Origin of the sequence: Diaphorobacter sp. MNS-0, assembly GCF_019602835.1 — a bacterium.
Lineage (GTDB): Bacteria > Pseudomonadota > Gammaproteobacteria > Burkholderiales > Burkholderiaceae_C > Diaphorobacter > Diaphorobacter nitroreducens.
On record NZ_CP080761.1, the window covers coordinates 2,008,093 to 2,032,454 of the forward strand.

Annotated in this window: 21 protein-coding genes; 14 read left to right on the forward strand and 7 right to left on the reverse strand. The window is 67.9% G+C overall.

Going from position 1 to position 24,362, the window contains the following annotated elements:
• Positions 1–41: 41 nt before the first annotated feature.
• Both K2L43_RS09640 and K2L43_RS09645 read right to left on the reverse strand, forming a co-directional pair.
• Entirely contained in the window at positions 42–1,403 is a 1,362-nt protein-coding gene (locus tag K2L43_RS09640; protein ID WP_220637418.1) for a 3-deoxy-D-manno-octulosonic acid transferase, read from the reverse strand.
• A 20-nt stretch (positions 1,404–1,423) separates the two neighbouring features.
• On the reverse strand, positions 1,424–2,812 hold the full coding sequence (locus K2L43_RS09645; RefSeq protein WP_220637419.1) for a phosphomannomutase/phosphoglucomutase: 1,389 nt from the start codon (positions 2,810–2,812) through the stop codon (positions 1,424–1,426).
• Positions 2,813–3,007: 195 nt separating this feature from the next.
• Here K2L43_RS09645 and K2L43_RS09650 point away from each other — a divergent pair, with 195 nt between their 5' ends.
• From K2L43_RS09650 to K2L43_RS09670, 5 genes are all read left to right on the forward strand, one after another.
• Positions 3,008–4,558 (forward strand): DNA-3-methyladenine glycosylase 2 family protein, encoded by a 1,551-nt coding sequence (locus K2L43_RS09650; protein ID WP_220637420.1) that lies wholly within the window; start codon positions 3,008–3,010, stop codon positions 4,556–4,558.
• Between the two features lie 60 nt (positions 4,559–4,618).
• Positions 4,619–5,167, forward strand: coding sequence for a methylated-DNA--[protein]-cysteine S-methyltransferase (locus K2L43_RS09655; RefSeq protein WP_220637421.1), 549 nt, complete (start codon positions 4,619–4,621; stop codon positions 5,165–5,167).
• Positions 5,164–6,102: a DMT family transporter gene (locus K2L43_RS09660; RefSeq protein ID WP_220637422.1), complete on the forward strand. Its 939-nt coding sequence runs from the start codon at positions 5,164–5,166 to the stop codon at positions 6,100–6,102. Before K2L43_RS09655 ends, K2L43_RS09660 begins: the two co-directional genes overlap by 4 nt.
• 233 nt (positions 6,103–6,335) lie before the next feature.
• Positions 6,336–6,626 (forward strand): hypothetical protein, encoded by a 291-nt coding sequence (locus K2L43_RS09665; protein WP_196995560.1) that lies wholly within the window; start codon positions 6,336–6,338, stop codon positions 6,624–6,626.
• A 248-nt stretch (positions 6,627–6,874) separates the two neighbouring features.
• Positions 6,875–10,384: an EAL domain-containing protein gene (locus K2L43_RS09670; RefSeq protein WP_255580423.1), complete on the forward strand. Its 3,510-nt coding sequence runs from the start codon at positions 6,875–6,877 to the stop codon at positions 10,382–10,384.
• Between the two features lie 88 nt (positions 10,385–10,472).
• Here K2L43_RS09670 and K2L43_RS09675 read toward each other — a convergent pair whose 3' ends face one another.
• The 3 genes from K2L43_RS09675 to K2L43_RS09685 all read right to left on the reverse strand — a co-directional run bounded on the left by K2L43_RS09675 (position 10,473) and on the right by K2L43_RS09685 (position 14,561).
• Positions 10,473–12,368, reverse strand: a complete 1,896-nt coding sequence (locus K2L43_RS09675; RefSeq protein ID WP_011805259.1) for a propionate--CoA ligase — start codon at positions 12,366–12,368, stop codon at positions 10,473–10,475.
• A 233-nt stretch (positions 12,369–12,601) separates the two neighbouring features.
• The gene (locus tag K2L43_RS09680; RefSeq protein ID WP_041836284.1) at positions 12,602–13,207 is read right to left on the reverse strand and encodes an isochorismatase family protein; all 606 of its coding nucleotides are present in this window, start codon (positions 13,205–13,207) and stop codon (positions 12,602–12,604) included.
• Positions 13,208–13,370: 163 nt separating this feature from the next.
• The gene (locus K2L43_RS09685; protein ID WP_370632946.1) at positions 13,371–14,561 is read right to left on the reverse strand and encodes a PQQ-dependent sugar dehydrogenase; all 1,191 of its coding nucleotides are present in this window, start codon (positions 14,559–14,561) and stop codon (positions 13,371–13,373) included.
• A gap of 349 nt (positions 14,562–14,910) precedes the next feature.
• Between K2L43_RS09685 and K2L43_RS09690 the strand changes: the two genes are divergently transcribed.
• On the forward strand, positions 14,911–15,069 hold the full coding sequence (locus K2L43_RS09690) for a DUF3309 family protein (RefSeq protein ID WP_011805256.1): 159 nt from the start codon (positions 14,911–14,913) through the stop codon (positions 15,067–15,069).
• A 59-nt stretch (positions 15,070–15,128) separates the two neighbouring features.
• Here the strand turns inward: K2L43_RS09690 and K2L43_RS09695 are convergent, their stop codons facing one another.
• On the reverse strand, positions 15,129–15,602 hold the full coding sequence (locus tag K2L43_RS09695; protein ID WP_220637423.1) for a CBS domain-containing protein: 474 nt from the start codon (positions 15,600–15,602) through the stop codon (positions 15,129–15,131).
• A 14-nt stretch (positions 15,603–15,616) separates the two neighbouring features.
• Between K2L43_RS09695 and K2L43_RS09700 the strand changes: the two genes are divergently transcribed.
• Entirely contained in the window at positions 15,617–16,009 is a 393-nt protein-coding gene (locus K2L43_RS09700) for a hypothetical protein (RefSeq protein ID WP_103737657.1), read from the forward strand.
• A gap of 69 nt (positions 16,010–16,078) precedes the next feature.
• On the opposite strand, the gene K2L43_RS09705 is transcribed toward K2L43_RS09700, so the two are convergent.
• Positions 16,079–16,990, reverse strand: a complete 912-nt coding sequence (locus K2L43_RS09705; RefSeq protein WP_088886773.1) for a LysR family transcriptional regulator — start codon at positions 16,988–16,990, stop codon at positions 16,079–16,081.
• Between the two features lie 156 nt (positions 16,991–17,146).
• Between K2L43_RS09705 and K2L43_RS09710 the strand changes: the two genes are divergently transcribed.
• From K2L43_RS09710 to K2L43_RS09740, 7 genes are all read left to right on the forward strand, one after another.
• Positions 17,147–18,670, forward strand: a complete 1,524-nt coding sequence (locus K2L43_RS09710) for a CoA-acylating methylmalonate-semialdehyde dehydrogenase (protein ID WP_220637424.1) — start codon at positions 17,147–17,149, stop codon at positions 18,668–18,670.
• Positions 18,671–18,708: 38 nt separating this feature from the next.
• Positions 18,709–19,137, forward strand: a complete 429-nt coding sequence (locus K2L43_RS09715; RefSeq protein WP_220637425.1) for a lysozyme inhibitor LprI family protein — start codon at positions 18,709–18,711, stop codon at positions 19,135–19,137.
• 27 nt (positions 19,138–19,164) lie between these two features.
• Positions 19,165–20,331: an acyl-CoA dehydrogenase family protein gene (locus K2L43_RS09720; RefSeq protein ID WP_088886776.1), complete on the forward strand. Its 1,167-nt coding sequence runs from the start codon at positions 19,165–19,167 to the stop codon at positions 20,329–20,331.
• Between the two features lie 69 nt (positions 20,332–20,400).
• A complete protein-coding gene (locus K2L43_RS09725) occupies positions 20,401–20,805 on the forward strand; it encodes a TfoX/Sxy family protein (RefSeq protein WP_011805249.1) in 405 nt (134 codons plus the stop codon).
• A 92-nt stretch (positions 20,806–20,897) separates the two neighbouring features.
• A complete protein-coding gene (mmsB, locus tag K2L43_RS09730) occupies positions 20,898–21,785 on the forward strand; it encodes a 3-hydroxyisobutyrate dehydrogenase (protein WP_011805248.1) in 888 nt (295 codons plus the stop codon).
• 414 nt (positions 21,786–22,199) lie between these two features.
• A complete protein-coding gene (locus K2L43_RS09735) occupies positions 22,200–23,567 on the forward strand; it encodes an ATP-binding protein (RefSeq protein WP_005794633.1) in 1,368 nt (455 codons plus the stop codon).
• Positions 23,564–24,298, forward strand: coding sequence for a hypothetical protein (locus K2L43_RS09740; protein WP_005794635.1), 735 nt, complete (start codon positions 23,564–23,566; stop codon positions 24,296–24,298). Before K2L43_RS09735 ends, K2L43_RS09740 begins: the two co-directional genes overlap by 4 nt.
• The last annotated feature ends 64 nt before the right edge of the window (positions 24,299–24,362 follow it).

Genomic DNA, 24,362 nt, shown 5'->3' on the forward strand with positions numbered 1-24,362 from the left:
CGCGGTTGCAGTCGTGATCGCAGGAAACGCGGGCGGACCGCTCAGTCGGAACGGTCGTCCACGGCCTCGCGCAGGCGCTGCAGGACGGCCAGGGCGGTGTCCAGGGCCGCGCCGCGGTGCTCCTCGGTGAAGGCCACGCAGCGCTCGGACAGCGCCCTCCGCCGCTGCGGGTCCTGCGCCAGGGCGGCCGCGGCGGCCACGCCCTCGGCCATGTCGGCCACGCGCAGCGCGGCGCCGGCGTCGATGGCCAGGCGCGCCGCCTCGGCAAAGTTGAAGGTGTGCGGGCCCATGACCACGGGGCAGCCGCCCGCCGCGGCCTCGATGAGGTTCTGCCCGCCCAGCGGCGCAAAGCTGCCTCCCAGCAGCGCCACGTGGGCCAGGCCGTAATACAGCGCCATCTCGCCCAGCGAGTCGCCCAGCCACACATCGGCGCTGTCCGGCTGCGCGGTCCACTGGCTGCGCCGCGACACGCGCAGGCCGGCGGCCTCGCACAGGCGCTGCACCTCGTCAAAACGCTGGGGGTGGCGCGGGACCACCAACCACTGCACGGATTGATTTACTCCTGAATCAATAGCTGCTGGCGCTTGACTGGCGGGCGCTAGAGGCGTTTTTTGCTTCAAAACCTCCAGCCACATGGCCTCTTCGCCCTCGCGGCTGCTGGCCAGCAGCACCACCGGTCGGGCGCTGGCGGCGCGCCACGCGCGGCCCTGCGCCTGCAGGGCGGGTGACGGCACCACGTCGAACTTCAGGTTGCCGAAGACTCCTGCCACGTGCGCGCCCACGTCGCGCAGCCGGGCGGCGTCGTCCTCGGTCTGCGCCCACACGGCCGACAGGCCGGCGTAGGCCGGGCGCGACAGCCAGCCCAGCCGGCGCGCGCCGGCGCGCGACTTTTCGTTGAGCCGCGCGTTGGCCAGCACCAGCGGGATGCGCCGCCGGCGGCAGGCCGCGACGAGGTTGGGCCAGATCTCCGTCTCCATGAGGATGCCGATGGACGGGCGGAACTGCCGCAGAAAGCGCCGCACGGCCCCGGGCGTGTCCCAGGGCTGCCACACCTGCACGTCGCCGGGCAGCAGCAGCTTTTCGCCCTCGGCCCGGCCCGTGGCCGTGCCGTGGGTGAGCAGCAGGCGCATGCCGGGCAGCAGCGGGCGCAGTTCCTTCAGCAGGATGGCCGCCGCGCGTGTCTCCCCCAGGGAGACGGCGTGGATCCAGATGAACTGCTCGTCGGCTTCGGTCTCCGATGACGGCGACAGGCTGTCCATGGGCGGCGGGTAGTGGCCGAAGCGCTCGGGCACGGCCACGGCGTAGCCGGGCTCGGTGAGCGCACGGCGGCGCAGCTTGCGCATCAGCAGCGGCGTGGCCAGCCACACGGCCAGGCTGTAGAGCCACAGGATGAGCTGGTGCATGCCGCCCGCGCTGCCCGCGATCAGTGCGCGGCGCCGCCCACCTGGGCGCCGGGCTTCACGCGTTCCAGCAGCGCCAGCATGGCGGCTTCGATGCGCTGCAGCGCGGCGTCGGTGTGGCCCTCGAAGCGCAGCACCAGCACCGGCGTGGTGTTGCTGGCGCGGATCAGGCCAAAGCCATCGGGCCAGTCCACGCGCAGGCCGTCGATGGTGCTGATGCGGGCCGGCGCCGCAAACGCGTCGGCCGCCAGCGCCTGCAACTCGGCCGTCAGGCGATGGGGCTCGCCCTCCTCGCAATGCACGTTGAGTTCGGGCGTGGAATGGCTCGTGGGCAGGGCGTTCAGCACGGCGCTGGGGTCTGCATGGCGGCTCAGGATTTCCAGCAGGCGGCAGCCTGCATACGTGCCGTCGTCAAAACCGAACCAGCGTTCCTTGAAGAAGATGTGGCCGCTCATCTCGCCGCCCAGGGGCGCGTCCAGCTCTTTCATGCGTGCCTTGATGAGCGAATGGCCGGTCTTGTACATCTGCGGCTGGCCGCCCGCGGCCTCGATGGCGGGCGCCAGGCGCTGCGTGCACTTCACGTCGAACAGGATGGGTGCGCCCGGCACGCGCGACAGCACATCCTGGGCGAACAGCATCATCTGCCGGTCGGGGAAGATGTTCTGACCGTCCTTGGTCACGATGCCCAGGCGGTCGCCGTCGCCGTCGAAGGCCAGGCCCAGTTCGGCGTCGCTGGTCTTCAAGGCCTCGATCACGTCGCGCAGGTTGTCGGGCTTGCTGGGGTCGGGGTGGTGGTTGGGGAAGTTGCCGTCCACCTCCGAAAACAGCTCGATCACCTCGCAGCCCAATGCACGGAAGATGCCGGGTGCCGACGCGCCGGCGATGCCGTTGCCGCTGTCCACCACGATCTTCATGGGCCGCGCGAGCTTCACGTCGCCCACGATGCGTTGCACGTAGGCGGGCAGCACGTCCTCATGGCGCACGTGGCCGCCTTCGCGCAGCTGCCAGCTCTGCTGCTCCATGGTGCGGCGTAACTGCTGGATTTCCTCGCCGTAGATCGCGCGACCGGCCAGCACCATCTTGAAGCCGTTGTAGTCCTTGGGGTTGTGGCTGCCCGTGACCTGGATGCCGCTGGCGCATAGCGTGCTGGCTGCGAAGTACAGCAGGGGCGTGGTGCTCATGCCGATGTCGATGACCTCGACGCCCGCGTCCACCAGGCCCTGGATCAGCGCGGCCGAGAGCGCCGGGCCCGACAGGCGCCCGTCGCGTCCCACAGCCACCGTACGCTCGCCCTGCGCGAGTGCGGCGGTGCCAAAGGCCCGGCCGAGGGCACGGGCCACGTCGTCGTTGAGCGTGCTGGGCACGATGCCGCGGATGTCGTAGGCCTTGAAGATCGCGGGAGAAAGCTGCACAGGGGATTCCTTGGAGATAAGGGGCGGGACCGGCAGGTCCGCCGTCCAGGCAAGGCCGGCAGGAAGGCCGGCAGAAAGGCCGGAATTGTAGGCCCGGTCCAGGCGCGCCCTGTCAGCCGGGGACCCACCTGAGGCCGGCCAGGCGCATGTCCGAAAACGGCCAGTAGAACGGCTGCGCGTGCCTATCATGGCCCCATGCCCGACGTTCTTCATTCCCCTGCTCCACCCGCCAGCACCGCCTCTGCGGCCGACGACGAGGCCCGCTACCTGGCCCTGCGGGCCCGGGATGCGCGGTTTGACGGACGGTTCTTCACCGGCGTGACCTCCACCGGCATCTACTGCCGCCCCGTCTGTGCCGTACGCACGCCCCGGCGCGAAAACTGCCGTTTTTTTACGCTGGCGGCGCAGGCCGAGAGTGCCGGCTTTCGCCCCTGCCTGCGCTGTCGGCCCGAGCTGGCGCCGCAGGCGCTGGCCTGGTCGGTGCAGGACGCATCGGGCATCCTCGTGCGCCAGGCGCTGCGGATGCTGGATGCGCCGCAGTCCTGGGGCGCGTGCGAAGGCGGCGCCGTGGTCGCGCAGCTGGCTGCGCGCCTGGGCGTGAGCGACCGGCACCTGCGCCGCATCTTCGAGGCCGCGCTGGGCATCTCGCCGCTGCAGTACCTGCAGACGCGCCGGCTGCTGGCGGCCAAGCAGTTGCTGACCGATACCGATCTGCCCGTCACCCAGGTGGCGCTGGCCAGCGGGTTTGCCAGCGTGCGCCGCTTCAACGCGGCTTTCAATACCCACTACGGACTCAATCCCACCCAGTTGCGCCGGCAAGGCGCCGCACCCGATGGGGTACAGGCAGGCGCTCGAGCGGTGCGTCTGGGCCTGCGCCCGCCCTACGACACGGCCGCGCTGATGGGCTTTCTGGCGGCGCGGCAGATCCACGGCATGGAGAGCATCCGCACCGGGCCGGGGGCGCAGGTTCTGCGCAGAACGGTGCGGCTGGCAAGCGCGGGCACCGTTTTCACCGGCTGGCTGGAAGCCGGCTTCGATGACGGGCGCCCCCAGCTGTGGCTGCGCGTCAGCGACGGCCTGCAGCCCGTGCTGCCGCAGCTCATCGCGCGGGTGCGCGCATTGTTCGACCTGGACGCGGACCCGCAGGCCATCAACGCGGTGCTGCACCCCTCCTTCCCGGAGGGCGACGGCCTGCGTGTGCCGGGCGCGTTCGACGGCTTCGAGCTGGCGGTGCGCGCCGTGCTGGGCCAGCAGATCACGGTGGCCGCCGCGCGCACGCTGGCGCAGCGGCTGGTGGAACGCTTTGGCGAGCCCATCGCCACGCCATGGCCGGACCTGCATCGGCTGTTTCCCACACCGGCCGCTCTGGCCGCGGCGCAAGGGGACGCACTGGGCAGCCTGGGCATCGTGCGCCAGCGGCAGGCCGCCATCGTGGCGCTTGCGCAGGCCATGGACGCGGGCACGCTGCTGCTGGATGCCAGCGCCGACGTACCCGCCACGCTGGACGCGCTGCGTGCCCTGCCCGGTATTGGCGACTGGACGGCGCAGTACATCGCCATGCGCGCCCTGCGCTGGCCCGACGCCTTTCCGGCCGGGGACGTGGCGCTGCACAAGGCGCTGGGCGTGCAGGGCCAGCCGCAACCCGCGCGCGCCGCCACCGAGGCAGCGCGCGACTGGCGCCCCTGGCGCAGCTATGGCGTGCTGCGCGCGTGGAGTGGTTTGGCTCTGGCGCTATCAGACCAATAGCTGCCGGCGCTGGGTGCGCCTGCGCAAAAGGCAAATTTCGCGTTTAATGAAGGATTCACCATGCAATACCCCCGCGACACCGTGCAAAGCCGCATCGCAACGGCCCTGGGCGACGTGCGTCTGGCCGCCAGCGCGAAAGGCCTGGTCGGGCTCTGGTTCGACGGCCAGCGCCACCAGCCCGCGCAACTGGATGCCGCGCCCGCGTGGCCCACAGACCATGCCCATCCCGTGCTGCGCGCGGCGGCCCAGCAACTGCAGCAGTTTCTGCGGGGCGAACGCACGCGGTTCGATCTGCCGCTGGACCTGTCGGGCGGCACACCCTTCCAGCAGGCCGTGTGGCAGGCGTTGCTGGCCGTTCCGCACGGCGCCACCACCAGCTATGGCGCGCTGGCACGCCAGATCGGCCGGCCTACCGCGGTGCGTGCCGTGGGCGCAGCCGTGGGGCGCAACCCCCTCAGCGTCGTCGTGCCCTGCCACCGCGCCGTCGGCAGTGCGGGCGCCCTCACCGGCTACGCGGGGGGGCTGCCGCGCAAGAAGGCACTGCTGGCGCTGGAGTCGGGCCCGCAAGCCCGCGCCGTTCCCTTCACCCCTCTATTGAATTTCGCATGACAGCACCACACACGAGCGCTGAGGCCCTCTCCCCCCACGCGCCCGCCTGGGTGGGCGAGTTCGTGTTGCTGTCCAGCTTGTGGGGGGCGTCGTTCCTCTTCATGCGCCTGGGCGCGGCCGAGTTCGGCCCGCTGCCCATGGCCGGGCTGCGCGTGCTGATGGCCGCCCTGTTCCTCTGGCCCTTCCTGCTGCACCGGGGCGAATGGCCCGCGCTGCGGCGCCACTGGCGGCCCGTCCTGTTCGCCGGGCTCATCAACTCGGCGATCCCGTTCGCGCTGTTCGCCTGGGCGGTGATGCACATCGCCACCGGGCTGACATCGATTCTCAATGCCACGGTGCCGCTGTTCGGCGCGCTGGTGGCCTGGCTGTGGCTGGGCGACCGCATCAGCCGGCTGCGCTGGGCGGGGCTGGCGCTGGGCTTCGTCGGCGTGGCGCTGCTGGCCTGGCGCGCACCGGCTGGCGTGGGCGCCAGCGGCAGTCAGGCGGGCTGGGCCATTGCGGCGTGCCTGCTGGCCTCCACCTGCTATGCGGTGGCCGCCAGTTACGCACGGCGCTACCTGGTGGGCATTCCGCCACTGGCCACGGCCACGGGCAGCCAGGTGGGCGCGGCGCTCGGGCTGGCCCTGCCCATGTGGTGGGCCTGGCCCGCGCAGACGCCGAGCCTGCGCGCCTGGGCGGCCATCGCCGCCATTGCCGTGCTGTGCACGGGCATTGCGTACATCCTCTACTTTCGCCTGATTGCGAATGCCGGCCCCAGCCGGGCGCTGGCCGTGACTTTCCTGGCGCCCGTGTTCGCAGTGTTCTACGGCGCGGTGTTTCTGGGCGAAGCGGTGACGCCGTGGATGCTGGGCTGCGGCGTGGTCATTGCGTGCGGCACGGCGCTCTCCACGGGGTTGGTGGGCGGCGCGGTGCGGCCGGGTACAAAGGCGCCCTGACGCGCCGCGGCAGGGTTTCACCCGACGCCTGCGGGTCCGCTGCGCGACGCGCGGCACGCACATGGACCGCCGGGCCGCCGGGCGCAATACACTCTGAAACATGTCGCTTTGCGCCTTTGCCGTATTCCCTGCCGTTGCACGCATCCCCGGGCCGCGGCCCGCGGGCGCTGCGCCATTGCGCCAGGATGGCGGGGACCGCGGGGGCGACCAGCGCGCGGATGCACAGGAGGGATATGCCCACTGAGGTGTTCCTCTCCGGCATCGTGCACCTGCTGCTGATCGCCGGGGCGACCGCGCTGCCGCAATCCGTCCTGCTGCAACCCTCGCGCGGCGTGCGCATCGCGCTGGGCCTGGTGGCCGGGGCTGCGTCGACGCTGGTGGCCCTGCAGGGCATGCCGCTAGGGCCTGTTCACACTATTTTTGCCAGATGCGTTGCGATCAAAAAGGGCCAGGCGCAAGGCGCCAAACGAAGCTGGGGTGCTACCCCAGCGAGGCTTGGCAACGCCGCGAATGGCCCTTTTTGATCGCAACCCGGAGGGAACGGAGTGAAAACCGCGCCATTCGTCGTTGCCCTCCTAGCCAAGGCCCCGGCCTTGGCGTCGTCACGCGCCTAGATTGGCGCGGTTTTCACGCCATTCGCACTGGCAAAAATAGTGTGAACAGGCCCTAGACGCGCCCGGAGTGGCGTACATCCACCCGCCCATCATCGTTTCCGCCGCGTTCCTGTTCGGGCCGTTGTGCGGTGGCGTGGCCGCTGGGGCGCTCGACACGCTTGACGGCGATATCGCTGGTGGTCGCGCTCACCGTGCTGGTGCCGCCCGCGCTGCTGCCCTGGACCGAGACGGCCAGCGCCCTCGCCGCGCAGGGGGGATCGGCCCCGTGGCAGGGCATTCCCTGGCGCTACGCCTTCGGCGTGGTGGCGCTGTGCGGCGCCGTCGAGCTGTTGCGTGCGCGGGCCCGGTCGCTGCAGACGCTGGGACAGCACGAGGACGAGCTGCTGCGCGTGCTCAAGGCCTCGGGCGGCGGGCGCTGGGAATGGGATCTGCGCAACAGCCGCTTTACCTACCACGGGCGCTTTTACCGGGCTTTCGGCCTGGCCAACAGCCCCGACGACGAGGACTTCACACCGCTGCGCGCCTTCGATGTGCGCGAGTCATGGCAACGCTGGAACGCCCGGCGCCACCCCGACGACCGCGAGCGCCTGGGCGCGTACCTGCAGCGCGTGCAGGACGGACTGGAAGAGAGCTTCCATGCAGAGTCGCGCATGCGCGATGACGAGGGCCACTGGCGCTGGGTGGTCTCGCGCGGGCACGCGGTGGAGCGCGACTCCGCCGGACGCGTGCTGCGCATGGCCGGCATTGACCTGGACATCACCGAGCACCACGAGATGCGCGACGCGCTGCGCGTGTCCGAAGCCAAATACACCACCGTCTACCAGACTCTGCCCGACGCCGCGGGCATCACCCGCCTGTCCGACGGGTGCTACCTGGACGTGAACCCTGCGTTCGAGCGGTTGCTGGGCAAGCCGCGCGACCAGATTTTGGGACGTTCGTCCATGGAACTGGGCGTGTGGGGCGACACGCAGGAGCGCGCCCGCCTCACCGAGGCGCTGCGCAACCAGGGCGAGGTCCGCGGCCTGCCGATGACGGCGCTGCGCGACGGCGCCGAAGTGCCGGGCCTCATGTCGGGACGGGTGTCGCGCATTGAGGGCGAGGACTGCCTGGTCTTCGTGTTCCACGACATGACGCAGGAGCGCCGTGTGCGCGATGAATTGCTCGCCGCCAACCGCCTGCTGCGCCAGGCGGGCTGGATGGCGCGGCTGGGCGTGTGGGAGGAAGAGCCGGGCAAAGGCATCACCTATTGGTCCGACGTGTGCTTCGACATCCACGGGCTGGACCCGGGCACGCCGCTGCCGCGCGACTATGTGCAGCAGTTCGTCGCACCCGCCTGGCGGGAAGCCATGCACGCAGCCCTGCGCGACTGCCTGCGCAAGCGCACTGTGTGGAGCCAGGAAATCGAGATCGTGCGCGCCGATGGGCGCCTGGTCTGGGTGCGCGTGCGCGGGGAGCCCATCATCGAGGGCGACCGCGTGGTGCGCGTGCGCGGCATCCTGCAGGACATCGACGAGCCGCGCCGCGCGGCGCAGCGGCTGCGTTCTTCCGAAGAACGGCTGGCGCGCATCTTCCAGCTGCTGCCCTACCCGCTGGGGTTCTCGCGCCGCGAGGACGGCACCTACCTCGACGTGAATCCGGCGTGGGAGCAGGCCCTGGGCTACACCCGCCAGGAAGCCGTGGGGCGCACGGTGGTGGAACTGGGCATCTACTCCGCCCCCACCCGCGCGACGCTGCTGGAGGCGGCGACGGCCGAAGGGCAGCTTGTGGGCTACGAGCTGGAACTGACCACGCGCGGCGGCGACAAGCGCACCGTGCTGCAGTCCATGAGCCCCATCGAAGTGAACGGCGAGGCCTGCTGGCTGTTCGGCCTGCACGACATCACCGAGCGCAAGCAGACCGAACAGCGCGTACGCGAGCGCGAGGAACTGCTGTCGCTCACCATCGAGGCGGCGGCGCTGGGCCTGTGGGACTGGAACCTGCCCAGCGGCGAAGTCACGGGCGACGCGCGCTGGCGCGCCATGTACGGGCTGGCGCCCGTGGAGCCCGGGGCCAGCGCTGCCGTGCACTGGGCGTCGGGTATCACGCCGGAAGACATCGACGTGGTCACCCAGGAGCTGCAGCGCCACCTGCAAGAGCCGCACAAGCCGTTCGACGTGACCTGCGAGGTGCTTGCCCCCCAGGGCGACGGCCGCTGGATCTGCAGCGTGGGCAAGGTGGTGGCGTACGACACCGCCGGGCAGCCCGCGCGCATGGTGGGCATGTCCATCGACGTGAGCAGCCAGCGCCAGCAGGAGCGGCAACTGGAGCGCATGGCCCATTACGACGCACTCACCGGCCTGCCCAACCGGGTGATGCTGGAGCGGCGGCTGCGCGCAGGCATGGAGCACAGCCGTGCGCGCGGCCAGCAATTGGGCGTGGCCTACCTGGACCTGGACGGCTTCAAGCCCGTCAACGACCGCCTGGGCCACGCGGCGGGCGACCGGCTGCTGGTGGTGGTGGCCGAGCGGCTCAAGCGCGCCCTGCGCCTGACCGACTCAGTGGCGCGGCTGGGCGGGGACGAGTTCGTGATCCTGCTGTCGGGCTTGGCCCATGCCGAGGAATGCGAGCGGCGCCTGCATACGGTGATGGAGAGCGTCGCGGCCCCGTACACGCTGGACGGCGAGCGCGTGCTGGTCACCGCCAGCATCGGCTACACCCTCTACCCCGACGATGAGGCCGACGCCGACACCCTGTTGCGCCACGCCGACCAGGCCATGTATGCGGCCAAGCAGGCGGGGCGCAACCGCTTCCATGGCTTTGACGCCGCCGAGGAGCGCGCCCGGCAACTGCGGCGCGAGCAGTGCGGCGAACTGCTGCGCGCGCTGCAGCGTGGCGAACTGACACTGTTCCTGCAGCCCAAAGTGGACATGCGGCTGGGCACCGTGGTGGGGGCCGAGGCCCTGGCCCGCTGGCAGCACCCCGAGCGCGGCCTGCTGTCGCCCGTGCATTTCCTGCACCTCATCGAAGGGCATGCCGAGCTGCAGATGCGTTTTGGCGAATGGGTGGTGGACACCGCGCTGCAGCAGATCGCCCGCCTGATGGCGCAGGGTCTGGAACTGCCCGTCAACATCAACATCACGCCCGAGCACCTGCACCGCCGGGGCTTTGCGGACTGGATGGCGTTGCGCCTGGCGCAGCACCCCGCAGTGGCGGCGCGGCTGCTGGCCATCGAGCTCACCGAAAGCGCCGCGCTCTACGACATCGACCACGTGGCGCGGGAGCTGACCAGACTGCGCGCGCTGGGCATGCAGATCTCGTTCGACGACTTCGGCACGGGCTACTCGTCGCTGGCGTACCTGCGCCGCCTGCCCATGGACCACCTCAAGCTGGACCGCAGCTTCGTCGCCGGCATGCTGGGCGATGCGGGCGACCGGGCCATCGTGCAGGGCGTGATCGGCCTGGCGCATTCATTTGGCTGCGGCATCGTGGCCGAAGGGGTGGAAACGGTGGAGCAAGGCCTGGCACTGCTGCAGATGGGCTGCCACCACGCGCAGGGCTACTGCATCGCCATGCCCATGCCCGTGGAGCAATTCATGGACTGGGCGAAGGCCTGGCAGGCCCCCGCACCATGGCGCGCCACAAGCCAGGCCGCCGCGCCCGTACCACCGGCGGCGGCGATAGCCGCCTGATGGCGTATCGAATCAAGCAATAAAAAAGCTTCCAGCGCCCGTCCATCAAGCGCTAGAAGCTATCAAATCAAGAGCAAATTGCCGCGCGTCAGCCCAGCAGTTCCTTGATCTGCTGCAGTGCCACGGGGTCTTCCATGGTGGTCAGGTCGCCCGTGTCGCGGCGCTCGGCCACGGCCTGCAGGGCGCGGCGCAGCAGCTTGCCGCTGCGGGTCTTGGGCAGCATCGTCACGAACAGCACGCGCGCCGGGCGGGCCACGGCGCCCAGTTGGGTATCGACCTGCTTCATCACCTCGCCTTCCAGCTTCAGGCGCGCGGCCTCGTCGGTGAGGCCCGAGGCATCGCGCGGCACCGCGAAGGCCATCGCGACCTGCCCTTTCAGCGCGTCGGCCACGCCCACCACGGCCACCTCGGCCACATTGGGGTGGCCGGCGATGCATTCCTCGATCTCGCGCGTGCCCAGGCGGTGGCCGGCCACGTTGATCACGTCGTCGGTGCGGCCCAGGATGAAGTAGTAGCCGTCGGCATCGCGGATACCCCAGTCGAACGTGCTGTAGACCAGCCGGCCGGGAATGCTCTTCCAGTAGGTGTTGACGAAGCGATCATCGTTGCGCCACACGGTCTGCAGGCAGCCAGGGGGCAGCGGCCCCTCGATGGCCACCACGCCCTTCTGGTTGGGCTGGGTCAGCTCCTCGCCCGTGGCCTCGTCGATCAGCTGGACGTTGTAGCCGTACACGGCCTTGCCCGGGCTGCCGAAGCGCGAGGTTTGCTTCTGCACGCCGTTGCACAGCGTGAGGATGGGCCAGCCGGTCTCGGTCTGCCAGTAGTTGTCGATGATGGGCACCTGCAGCGCGTCGCTGATCCACTGCGCCGTGGGCTCGTCCAGGGGCTCGCCCGCCAGCCACAGCGCCTTCAGGCTGCGGATGTCGTATTTCTTCAGGTAGGCCGGGTCCTGCTTCTTGAGCACGCGCACCGCCGTGGGGGCCGAGAACATGTGCGTGACCCGGTATTTCTCGACGATGCTCCACCAGATGCCCGCGTCGGGCCGCACCGGCAGGCCTTCGTACAGGATGGTGGTCATGCCGGCAATCAGCGGGCCGTAGATGATGTAGCTATGGCCCACCACCCAGCCGATGTCGCTGGTACAGAAATAGGTGTCGCCCGGCTGTGCCTCGAAGATGTGGCGCATGCTGGACGCCAGCGCCACGGTGTAGCCGCCCGTGTCCCGCTGCACGCCCTTGGGCTTGCCGGTGGTGCCGCTGGTGTACAGGGTGTAGCTGGGCTGCGTGGCGTCCACCCAGATGCAGGGCACCTGCGCATCCATGTGCCGCGCGCGCAGTGCCGCCCAGTCGTGGTCGCGGCCCGCGCGCATGGCGGCGGGCGCGAGGCCCCGGTCCACCAGCAGCACGGCCGCGGGCTTGTGGGCCGACAGTTCGATGGCCTCGTCCAGCAGCGGCTTGTAGGGCACCACCTTGCCGCCGCGCGAGCCCGCATCGGCGCTCACGATCACCGTGGGCTCGGCGTCCTCGATGCGCGAAGCCAGCGACGACGACGCGAACCCACCGAACACCACCGAATGGATGGCCCCGATGCGTGCGCACGCCAGCATGGCGAACGCCGCCTCGGCAATCATGGGCATGTAGATCAGCACGCGGTCGCCCTGGCGCACGCCCAGCGTCTGCAGGCTGGCGGCCATGCGCTGCACTTCCTGGTGCAGCTCGGCGTAGGTGTAGGCGCGCTCGGTATTGGTTTCGGTGGAGATGGCCACCAGCGCGTTTTGCAGCGGGCGCTCGGCCAGGTGGCGGTCCACCGCGTTGTGGCACAGGTTGGTGGTGCCGCCCACGAACCACTTGGCGAACGGCGGGTTGCTCCAGTCGCAGATCTGCTGCGGCGGCTGCTGCCAGTCGATCAGGCGAGCCTGCTCGGCCCAGAAGGCGTCGCGCTCGTCGATGGAGCGGCGGTAGAAGTCGGCATAGTCGGCGGCCATGGTGCTGTCTCCTTGGAATCCTCCGCGTCGACGTGGCGCGGGTCGGTGGTTATCCAAAATTCATAATTATTCATGCCGCGCTTGCGGGAAGCTGACGCGGTCGCAGACGCGGTCGCCGACGCGGTCCCAGACACGGTCCTTGACGCGGCGCTCGCCGCACCCCTCTACGCCCAGCCCACCTTTGCGCTTCACTATTCATAGCTGTTAGCGCTTGGTGGGTGTGCCCGAGAGGCCTATTTGACCAAGGCCAGCATCTCCTTGAATGCCGGGTGCTCGCAACTGCGCAGCCACTCGAAGGCCACCATCTCGGTGGTTACCAGCTCGGCGCCGGCGCCGGCCAGTCGGTCGAAGGCGGCGTCGCGGTTGCGCTCCGTGCGCGAGCTGCAGGCGTCCGTCACCACCCACACCTCGAACTCATCCTCCAGCAGATCGAGCGCCGTCTGCAGCAGGCAGACATGGGCCTCGCAGCCGGCCACCACGATGGTGGCGCGCTCCGGCGCCTGGGGCTCGCGGCCCTTTTGCAGATGCTTGGGCAGGCTGCGCGCATTGCCGCCCTGGGCCTTGGCGGGCGGGCGCAGCCACTCGCCCAGGCCCTCCTCGGTGGCGCTGAAGTGCATCTTGGACAAGGTGCGCTGGCACAGCGCGCGCAACGCGGCGTCGTTGAGTCCCAGGCGCGAAGGGTTCTGCTCCGTGCCCCACACCGGCACGTCCATCAGCCTGGCAATCTGCGCCAGCCTGCGCGCGTTGGCCAGTACGGCTTCTGCCTCGAAGATGGCGGGCATCAGGCGTTCCTGGTAATCCACGAGAACGAGTTGGGATTCGGAGGCGTCAAGCAGCATGGCGGTCATCGTTGTTCAGTCGGGCGGTCATTGTCGCAGGCGCTACGGGTAGCAGCGGGGCAACGGCGCGCAAGTTCCCCGTGCGCCGCATGTCCCGATTCGGGCACAGGGACGCCCCCTCGCAGCCGGTCCCGCACTGTGGCGCGTCCTCGCGCAGGCGTGTTCAAGGTTGCCTCAGGCGCAGCAACTGCCCGTCCGGGCTGTCGGTGAGCAAGTACAACCAACCGTCCGGCCCCTGGCGCACGTCGCGGATGCGCGCGCCCAGGCCGTCCAGCAGGTACTCGTCGCGCACCACCTGCGCGCCCTGCAGCTCCAGCCGGTGCAGCCGTGCGAACTTGAGAGAACCCACGAACAGGCTCCCCTTCCAGGCCGTGCCGTACCGGTCGCTGGTGAGAAAGGCCATCCCCGACGGCGCGATCGACGGCACCCAGTAATGCAGCGGCTGCTCCATGCCGGCCTTGGCCGTGCCCTCGCCGATCTTGCCGCCGCCATAGTTTTCGCCATAGGTGATCACCGGCCAGCCGTAGTTGCGGCCTGCTTCGGGGCGGTTGATCTCGTCGCCCCCTTGCGCGCCGTGCTCATGGATCCACAGCCGGCCGTCTGGCCCCCAGGCCGCTCCCTGGGGGTTGCGGTGGCCCCAGCTCCAGATCTCCGGCAGCGCGCCCGCGCGGCCCGCCAGCGGGTTGCCGGGCGCCGCGCCGCCCGTGGGCACTATGCGCACGACCTTGCCCAGGTGGTTGTCCAGGCGCTGGGCGTCCTCCTTGCGGCCGTAGCGCTCGCCCAGGGTGAGAAACAGATGGCCGTCCGGCGCCTGCACGATGCGGCAGCCAAAGTGCAACTGGCTCGCCACCTTGGGACGTTGGCTGAAGAGCACTTTCACGTCCTGCAGCGCCGCCGCGTCCGGCGCCAGCGTGGCGCTGGCCAGGGCCGTGCTGTTGCCGCCGCCCTTCGGTGCGGGTTCGGAATAGCAAAAGAAGATCCGCCGGTTGCGCGCGAAGTCCGCATCGGTGATCACATCCAGCAGGCCGCCCTGCCCGCCCGCCGCCATTTGTGGCAACCCGGCCAGCGGCGGCCCCAGGCGCCCGTCGGCCTCCACCACGCGCAGGCGGCCGGGCCGCTCGGTGACGAGGAAGCGCCCGCCCGGCAAGAAGGCCAGGCCCCACGGATGGCTCAGGCCCGAAGCCACTACCTCCGCCGACGCCTCACCGCGCGCTGGCACGGGGGGGACGGGTGCGACCTCCTGGGAAAGCGCCTCGCCGCCCGCCAGCATGGCGGCGCCGGTCAATGCTATGTTAATAATAGCTGCTAGCGCTATTCCAGTGCGGCTTGCAGGCACTTTTGGCACAGAGTTCATGGAAAGGATTCCTGGGATCAACCGTGGGTGCTGTCATGGTGCTGCGCCAGCGGGCTCTGCATGCGGCACGCGGGGCTACGCGGAGGGCGCCGCGTTGACACCATGGCACGTGCATTGTGCGCGGCCGGGCCGCACAGGCAACCCCATCCTTCAGCGAACCTTCACGCGGCCGCCCGCGCCGCCGGCGGCAAAGCGCCGGCCACTGTCCAGGCAAGAGCGGGGCCTTGGCCTACAGCCCGCTCGGCATGCTGCCTGACCACGCCATGCGCCGCCTGCCTAGCTGCGCGCGCCCCCAGCGCCCGCACGATGAGGCCACGCGATGCCCGCGTTGCCAACGAAAGGAAAAACCATGTCGATTTCCCTCCTGCTGCTCATCATCCTGGTGCTGATCCTGATCGGCGTGCTGCCGACCTGGGGGTACAGCCGTTCCTGGGGCTACGGTCCGGGCGGTGGTGTCGGGCTGGTGGTGGTGATCGTGCTCATCCTGCTGCTGATGGGGCGCATATAAAAAAGCGGGGCCTGCGCCCCGCTGTGGCGAGGCGCAGCAGTGCGTGCAGCCGTGTGTTGTCACGAGGTCTGGCCGCCGCCCGCGGCGCCACTGGCGGCCGATTGGCTGCGCCGGTCAGGCTCCGAAGGACTGGAGATGTCGCGGATCGCCGTGCCGGACTGGCGCTCGTCCACGTTGGTGGCCACGTCGCCCAGCGACACGATACCCACCAGCCGCTGATCACGGTCCACCACGGGCAGCCGCCGCACCTGCATGGCGCGCATGGACGCGATGGCTTCGTCCACGGGCTGGTCTTCGTAGCAGTAGTACACCTCGCGGGACATGACCTCGTTCAGGCGCGAGTGGGTGCGCTCTTCGGCCAGGCCGCGCAGCACCATGTCGCGGTCCGTCACCATGCCCGCCAGGCGCTCGCCATCGCACACCGGCAAGGCTCCCACATTCAACTCGCGCATGGCCTGCGCGGCGGTGGTCAGGGTGTCGTCGGGTGCCATGGTGCGGATCCCGCGGGTCATCACATCAGAAACGTTCTGCATAGCTCACTCCATTCATGAAAGACAAGGGTCAGGCGCGATCGCGCAAGACTTGGACACCCGTGGGCCAGAGCGGCTATGGGGGGTACGGTTCGCAGGGGTACGGCTCCCAAGGCCAAGGTTATGAAGGCCATCGCGACGCGGACTTTGGTTCGCAGTACTCCGGCACCGGCGGAGAGCAGCGCGGGCGCTTTCAGAACGACCCCGACTACCACCAGTGGCGCCAGGACCAATTGCGCCAGTTGGATGACGACTACGACTCCTGGCGCAAGGAGCGCTATGAGAAGTTTGCCGATGACTTCAACACCTGGCGCACCTCGCGCGGCGGCAGCGGGCAAAAGAGCAGCGGCAGCAATAGCGCTATCTCCTCCAGCCAGGGCACGTCGGGCAAGAACAAAGAGCAGGGTTGATCCTCGCTGATCCCCTGGTCCGTAAGGCCCCCGCATGCGGGGGCCTTTTTCTGTATGCCGCAGCGTGCCCTAGCCTGCCGCTGGTTTACCTGGGACCAGCGATGCCACCTCGCGCTGGCCCACGTCTTTCAGGAAGGCCCACACTGCCTGCATGCGCGCCAGGTGCTTGGACTCGGCCGGCATGCTCATCCAGAAGGTGCGTGTGAACTCGGCCTCGTGGGGCAGCACGCGCGCAAGTACAGGGTCACGGTCGGCCAGGAACGCGGGCAGCACGGCCAGGCCCGCGCCGGCGCGCACGGCCTCGTACTGCGCGGTGATGCTGGTGCTGCGCAGCGCAAAACGCTCGGGCGGGTAGAGCTGGTCGATGAACTGCAGCTCTTTCGTGAACAGCAAGTCGTCCACGTAGCTGATGAAGGCGTGGTGGCGCAGGTCTTCACGCTTGGCCACCAGCGGTCTGCGCGCCAGGTACTCGCGCTGGCCGTAGAGACGCAGGGTGTAGTCGGCAAGTTTGGTGACGATCACCGAGCCGCGCTTGGGCCGCTCTAACGAAATCACGATGTCCGCCTCGCGCCGGCTCAGGTGCAGCATGCGCGGCAGGGCCAGCAGGTCGATGGACAAGTGCGGGTGCTTCTGCGTGAGCCGCGCCAGATGCGGCGCCAGCACCACCGTGCCAAAACCCTCGGTGGCACCCACGCGCACCAGTCCGGAGGGGCCCGCGCCCGGGGAGTTGGCGGGCGATGCGCGCTCCACCCCCAGCACGGCGGCCTCCATGGCCTCGACGGCGGGCAGCAGGTGGCGGCCGGTTTCCGTCAGCCGGTGTCCCGCCGCCTCGCGGGCGAACAGCGGCGCACCCATCTGTTTTTCCAGCGCCTGGATGCGCCGCGCCACTGTCGTGTGTTCCACACCGGTGCGGCGCGCGGCCCCTGCCAGCGTGCCGGTGCGCGCCAGCTCAAGGAAGTAGCGCAAATTGTCCCAATCCATGCGGCTCCTCTGCGGTGATGTGCAAATTTGCAAAGCCAAGGTGCGTGATTGTCTATTGCCTACGCAATTTCGCACAACTACGATGCAGCCCATGCCAAGTCGGCACTTGCCGTGCCGGCTTCATTGCAGACCACCCCAGGACCCCAGGAGACAACCATGGACGCATCCACCTCCCAGGCCGTGAAGGCCCCCACCGTCAAGCTGCTGATCGGCGGCCAGTTCGTCGAGTCCAAGACCACCCAGTGGCGCGACGTGGTGAACCCCGCCACGCAGCAAGTGCTGGCGCGCGTGCCCTTTGCCACGCCCGACGAGATCAACGCCGCCGTGGCCTCCGCCAAGGAAGCCTTCAAGACCTGGAAGAAGACCCCCATCGGCACGCGCGCACGCATCTTCCTGAAGCTGCAGCAGCTCATTCGCGAGAACATGAAGGAACTGGCCGCCCTGCTGACGGCCGAACAGGGCAAGACCCTGCCCGACGCCGAAGGCGACGTATTCCGCGGCCTGGAAGTGGTGGAGCACGCTGCCAACATCGGCACGCTGCAGCTGGGCGAGCTGGCCAACAACGTGGCCAACGGCGTGGACACCTACACCCTCATGCAGCCGCTGGGCGTGTGCGCCGGCATCACGCCGTTCAACTTCCCCGCCATGATCCCGCTGTGGATGTTCCCCATGGCCATTGCCACGGGCAACACCTTCGTGCTCAAGCCCTCCGAGCAGGACCCCATGGTCACCATGCGCCTGTGCGAACTGGCGCTGGAAGCCGGCGTGCCCCCCGGCGTGCTGAACGTGGTGCATGGCGGTGAAGACGCCGTGAACGCCATCTGCGACCACCCGGACATCAAGGCCATCAGCTTCGTGGGCTCCACCAAGGTGGGCACCCATGTGTACAACCGCGCCAGCCTCAACGGCAAGCGCGTGCAATGCATGATGGGTGCGAAGAACCACGCCATCGTCATGCCTGACGCCAACAAGGAGCAGACGCTGAACGCCCTGGCCGGCGCCGCCTTCGGTGCGGCCGGCCAGCGCTGCATGGCCCTGTCGGTCGCCGTGCTGGTGGGCGAGGCGCGCAACTGGATCCCCGATCTGGTCGAGAAGGCCAAGACGCTGAAGGTGTCCGCCGGCACCGAACCCGGCACCGACGTGGGCCCGCTGGTGAGCTGCGCCGCGCTGTCGCGCGTCGAGGGCCTGATCGAGCGCGGCATTGCCGACGGCGCCACGCTGGAACTGGACGGCCGCAAGCCCCAGGTGGCGGGCTACGAGAAGGGCAACTTCGTCGGCCCCACGATCTTCAGCGGCGTGAAGCCCGGCATGAGCATTTATGACCAGGAAATCTTCGGCCCCGTGCTGTGCCTGGCCGGCGCCGAGGACATCGACGAGGCCATCGAGTTCATCAACGCCAACCCCAACGGCAACGGCACGGCCATCTTCACGCAGTCCGGCGCTGCCGCGCGCAAGTTCCAGGAAGACATCGACGTGGGCCAGGTGGGTATCAACGTGCCTATCCCCGTGCCCGTGCCGCTGTTCTCGTTCACCGGCAGCCGCGCTTCCAAGCTGGGCGACCTGGGCCCCTACGGCAAGCAGGTGGTGCTGTTCTACACGCAGACCAAGACCGTCACGGCGCGCTGGTTTGACGACAGCACCACCAGCCACGGCGTGAACACCACCATCAGCCTGAAGTAAGCGGCGCCGCGCGGTGCGCGCATGGTGAAATCACAGGCATGACCCGATGCGTGAAACCCCATGCCGCCCGCCTGCGCACCCTGGCCGCTGCGTGCGCCCTGTTGGCTGCCACCCAGGCACAGGCGCAGGCCGGCGCTGCCTGCCGCCCCGGCGGCACGGTGGATGAGACCAACGCCTGCGCCGTGCAGCGCTACCAGGAGGCGGACACCGCCACTCAGATTCTGTATGGCGATGTGATGCGTGCCCTGTCGGCCCACGAGCGCCCTGCCCTGCGCCAGGACCAGGCCGCCTGGCAGCGCACGCGCGCCGCGCAGTGCAAGCAGGCGCAGCGCGCGGCGGAGTCCCGCCCCGAATGGCCGCGGCTGTACCACGACTGCCTGACGGTCCATACCCAGGCGCGGCGCGACGCCCTGATGCACTGGCTGCACCATGGCGAGGCGCCGCAGCCCACGACGAGCAAGCCATAAGACGCATAAGAGAAGGAGACACCCGCCATGGACTTTGAACTCAGCGAAGACCAGCGCGCCTTTGCCGACACCGCGCGCCAGTTCGCCCAGGCGGAGCTGGCGCCCCACGCCGCCGAGTGGGATGCGCAGGGCATCTTCCCCCGAGAGGCTATTTGCCGTGCGGGCGAGCTGGGTTTTTGCGGCCTGTACGCGCCCGAGAGCGCCGGTGGCCTGGCCCTGCCGCGCCTGGACGCCACGCTGGTGTTCGAGGAACTGGCGGCCGTGGACCCCAGCACCACTGCCTTCATCACCATCCACAACATGGCCACCTGGATGCTGGGCACCTGGGCCACGGATGCCGTGCGCGCCGAATGGGGCGAGGCACTCACCAGTGGGCAAAAGCTCGCCAGCTACTGCCTGACCGAACCCGGCGCGGGTTCTGACGCCGCCTCCATCAAGACGCGCGCGGAGCTGGTCGGCAACGAGTACGTCATCAACGGCAGCAAGGCCTTCATCAGCGGTGCGGGCAGCACCGACGTGCTGGTGCTCATGGCACGCACGGGCGACGCGCAATCCGGCGCCGGCGGCATCAGCGCCTTTGCCGTACCCGCGAACCTGCCCGGCATCCACTACGGCAAGAAGGAAGAAAAAATGGGCTGGAACAGCCAGCCCACGCGCCAGATCAGCTTTGACAACGTGCGCATCCCCGCCAACCACCTGCTGGGCCAGGAGGGCGAAGGCTTCAAGATCGCCATGAAGGGGCTGGACGGCGGGCGCATCAACATCGCCACCTGCTCGGTTGGCGCCGCGCAAGGCGCACTGCAGCACGCCCAGCGCTACATGCAAGACCGCAAGCAGTTCGGCAAGCCGATCGCCAGCTTTCAGGCGCTGCAATTCAAGCTGGCCGACATGGCCACCGAGCTGGTGGCTGCGCGCCAGATGGTGCGGCTGGCCGCCAGCAAACTTGACGCCGGCGCACGCGACGCCTCCACCTACTGCGCCATGGCCAAGCGCTTTGCCACCGACGTGGGCTTCAACGTGGTGAACGAGGCGCTGCAACTGCACGGTGGCTACGGCTACATCCGTGAATACCCACTGGAGCGCCTGCTGCGCGACGCGCGCGTGCACCAGATCCTGGAAGGCACCAACGAGATCATGCGCGTCATCATCGGCCGGCGCATGCTGGACGGCGACGCGCCGGAGGTGATCCGTTGATATTCAAAAACCATAGCTGCTCGCGCTGGATGGATAAGCGCTAGAGGCCTATTTGACTCCAAAACCACCATGCCTGCTCGCCCCCTGTCCGACGAAGCGCTGCACCTGATCGCAGCCGTGCGCGACGCGCTGGGCGAGCGGCTGAGCGCGCAGGTGGAGGTAGAGGAGCGCACGCTCTTTGGCTGCCACGCCTTCATGGTGGACGGCAAGCTCTGCCTGGGCGTGAAGGGCGAAGAGCTGTTGGTGCGCCTGCCGCCGCAGCAGCACGACGCAACCGCCGAAACCCCCGGCGTGCGCGAGCTGGACCCGCGCGGCGGCATGGCCGGCTACTTCTGGCTGGAGCCCGCTGCCTACGCCACGCGCGCCCAGTGGGAGCACTGGATCGACACCGCCCTCGCCTTCAACCCGCTTGCCAAGGCCTCGCCCCGGCGGGCGAAGGCGGCCACAAGCCGCAGCAAGGGCACGCGATCATGATTGAAGGCATTTTGGCCTGTAGCGCCCGTCCATCAATCGCTAGCAGCTATCAAAACCATAGTTCCCATCACACACCACAGGAGACAACCACCATGCAAATCGCATTCATCGGGCTGGGCAACATGGGCGCGCCCATGGCCATCAACCTGCACAAGGCCGGCCACAGCGTGAAGGCCTTCGACCTGAGCGCTGACGCGCTTGCCAAGGTCCGGGCCGAAGGCCTGCAGGTCGCCACCAGCGCGCAAGACGCCGTGCAGGGCGCTGCGGCCGTCGTCACCATGCTGCCCGCCAGCCAACACGTGGAAGGCCTGTTCCTGGGCAACGGCAACCTGCTGGCCAGCATTGCCAAGGGCACGCTGGTGATCGACAGCTCAACAATAGCCGCCGCCACCAGCCAGAAGGTGGCCAAGGCCGCTGAAGCCCTGGGCATCGACTTCATCGACGCACCCGTATCGGGTGGCACGGGCGGCGCCATCGCCGGCACCCTCACCTTCATGGTGGGCGGCACCGACGCGCAACTGCAGCGCGCACGCCCCCTGCTGGAAAAAATGGGCGCCAACATCTTCCACGCCGGCGCCGTGGGCGCGGGCCAGACGGCCAAGATCTGCAATAACATGCTGCTGGGCATCCTGATGGTGGGCACCAGCGAAGCCATCGCGCTGGGAGTCGCCAACGGCCTGGACCCCAAGGTGCTGTCTGAGATCATGCGCCGCAGCTCCGGCGGCAACTGGGCGCTGGAAAAATACAACCCCTTCCCCGGCGTGCACGAGAACGCCCCCGCCAGCAAGGGCTACGCGGGCGGCTTTGGCACCGACCTAATGTTGAAAGATTTGGGCCTGGCCCAGGAAAACGCCATTGCCACCAAGGCCAGCACCCCGCTGGGCGGCATGGCGCGCGCAATCTACGCGGCGCACAGCATTGCGGGGCACGGGGGGGAGGATTTCTCCAGCGTGATCAAGATGGTGCAGAAGAAGGGCTGACGCAGGCTTTCCGGCATGCCTTCTGCAAACAGGCGCTGTGACTAGCGTTGCAGCGCCTTTTCTATTTTGAGCAGAGTGCCTTGCTGCGATCTCAAACTAGGCAGGTAGTAGGCAGGTGCTCATCCATCTATGGCCTCTTTCGACCCTCAGCAGCCAGTCGCCCCGGCGCCATGAATGGCCGGGATGCCGCGGGAGCGGTTCTATGCATGGCTCAATTTGATGGCCGAACACGGCCGTTCAGCTTTGCTACCGGCTGCCCAAGAGCTCCTCTGTCACCTGGTCTCCAGTTCGCTACGGCGGTGCCCTCATATTGCGAGGCCGGTTAGCGTCTCAGATTCCCTGCCAAGGGCTGAGTGTCTGATCGCATCCTCCGACGTGCGCGCGGCATACTTGGAAAAACAGGGAGCAGGCAGTATGGCGGTAATTCACTCCGCACGATTTCATACTTGGGACAAGCAATTCAGGTCAGTTGACTTGTTGCTCGAGACAGACTCGCCCAGGGCAAACACCTTTGCGACGACGTTTATTACAGGCCGCAACGGCTCACACAAGAGCACGCTGCTGAAGGAGATCGTCTCAGGATTGGCGGTGGTCGGACGCATTGATCGTCACGAAGCTTCGTCTGTACAGAACCCGGGCCGTGATCAAGTTCTTTGTGTATCGGGTTCTGTGGCCGACCGGTTTCCTCAGAAGGAATTGCCTGGTGGCACTCGTAGTCCATTCGACGTCCCCAACTACACCTACGTTGGGCAACGAGTTATCAGCAACCTGCTTAGCAAGAAGGCACCTCTGGAGACCATGCTCGCTTTTGCGCTCGATCCCACGAAAGCAGAGCGTTGCAGATGGGATTTCTTTGGCGCCGCACATCGGCACGCGGGAATTCGACCATCTGGGAAGTACACCTTAGAGGCCCAGCGTGAATCGGCAAAGAAGGCGCGAGCCCCGATGAGTGACTTGCTTGGCATCGTGCAAGGTGTGCGACCTGAGTCCGACGGCAATCGTAAGCCAGCTGCAGATCGCCCGCATATTTCCTACGCCACAGCTCAGTGGCTCCTGCAGGAATTCAGCTATGACGAGTTTTTGGCACTGCAATTCTTCGTGAATAAAGGGAAGCGTCGTGTGGCGGTCACGCTCGACGAGACGGGGGCTCACTGCCAAGGCATCGAGCCCAACGTGCTGCGCCTGGGATTGCTCACCGATCTCGTGCGCTTAGTGGATGTAACCGTGAAATCGGCAGGAGGCGATGCCGACTTCTCGGCGATGGAGTTGAGTTCGGGCGAGTACCACATGTTCTCCACCATCCTGGCAATCGGCTTCGGCCTTGAGGACAAGGCCGTCCTGCTGATAGACGAGCCCGAGAACAACCTCCATCCGCAGTGGCAGCGGGACCTGATGGCGACGGTCTTCGACGTGTGTGCGGGGGCGATGAAGACGGAAGGACATCTCATCGTATGCACGCACTCGCCGCTCATCGTTGGAGCCGCTCCGGAAGGCAGTTCTATTGTTGACATGAGTAGCGATGCGCCTCAGACCAGCGTGGCGTCCTACGGTGCTTCCTCTGACGAGCTGCTTCTTTCTCAGTTTGGCATCGGCTCCAGCCGGAACAAGGTCGTCGTGGACACCCTACAGCGAGCCGTGTCGTTGATCGAGCGAGGAGACTTCGAGAATGCAGAGTTCCAAGGATTGATGCCGGAGCTTAGGTCGATCCGTGACGCGCTCACTCCGCACGACCCAATGGTCGATGTCATTGATGCACTCTTGGACGAAGGTCCTCAGCGGTGAACATCGGATTCGAAAAAATCGCTCCGACCCCCGGCTATCCTGCCGGAACGACGGCCGCTGCGTTGATAGGCCTTACATGGGAGTCCAGAGCAAACGTCGCGATCGCGTTCCGTGGCGGGCTGAAGCTTGCGCTCAGGACGGTGCAGCTAGGACGCTGCTGCTTCTGCCGACGTCATCTCTATGACGACTACGCGACTCACCTTGAGCATTTCGTGGACAAGGCGACGTTTCCTCGGTTCGCGTACGAGATTAGGAACCTTGCGCTGTCTTGTGGGACCTGCAATATCCGGAAGAATGCATATTTCTCGACTTGGGACCGCAGATACAGGTTCATGACGAGAAACTTCGTCGGTCCAGTGCTGATTCGTTGTCCTGTGCTCAGCGTTGCGCTCAACTCTTGCGATGCCTTCCCGGCGATTCCGGCTAATTTCAGCTGGGTCAATCCCCACTTCCACAATTACTCACAGCACATATTGGTTGCGCGTGGTTGGGTTTTCGAAGGTCAGTCTCCGGAAGGCAGACGGACAATTCGTAGCCTCAAGCTGAACGAAGTTGGTCAGATCGAGCGGCGGGCGCTGGCCGAGCGCCTTGAAGCGCGCGGTGGTGCCTTGTCAATGCTCGTCGGTGCGATCTCTGTGCTGGACCAGCATCGAGCAAATGATGTGAAGGACGCGATCATCAAGGTGATTCGACGTCGTCGAGAGGCAGCCAAAGCCAGCGGTGGAAACTAGACGTTGGGCGCTCCGCTCGGTCATGGGAACAGTCGCTGGTGAACTTCCGCTCCCGGCCTGAAGC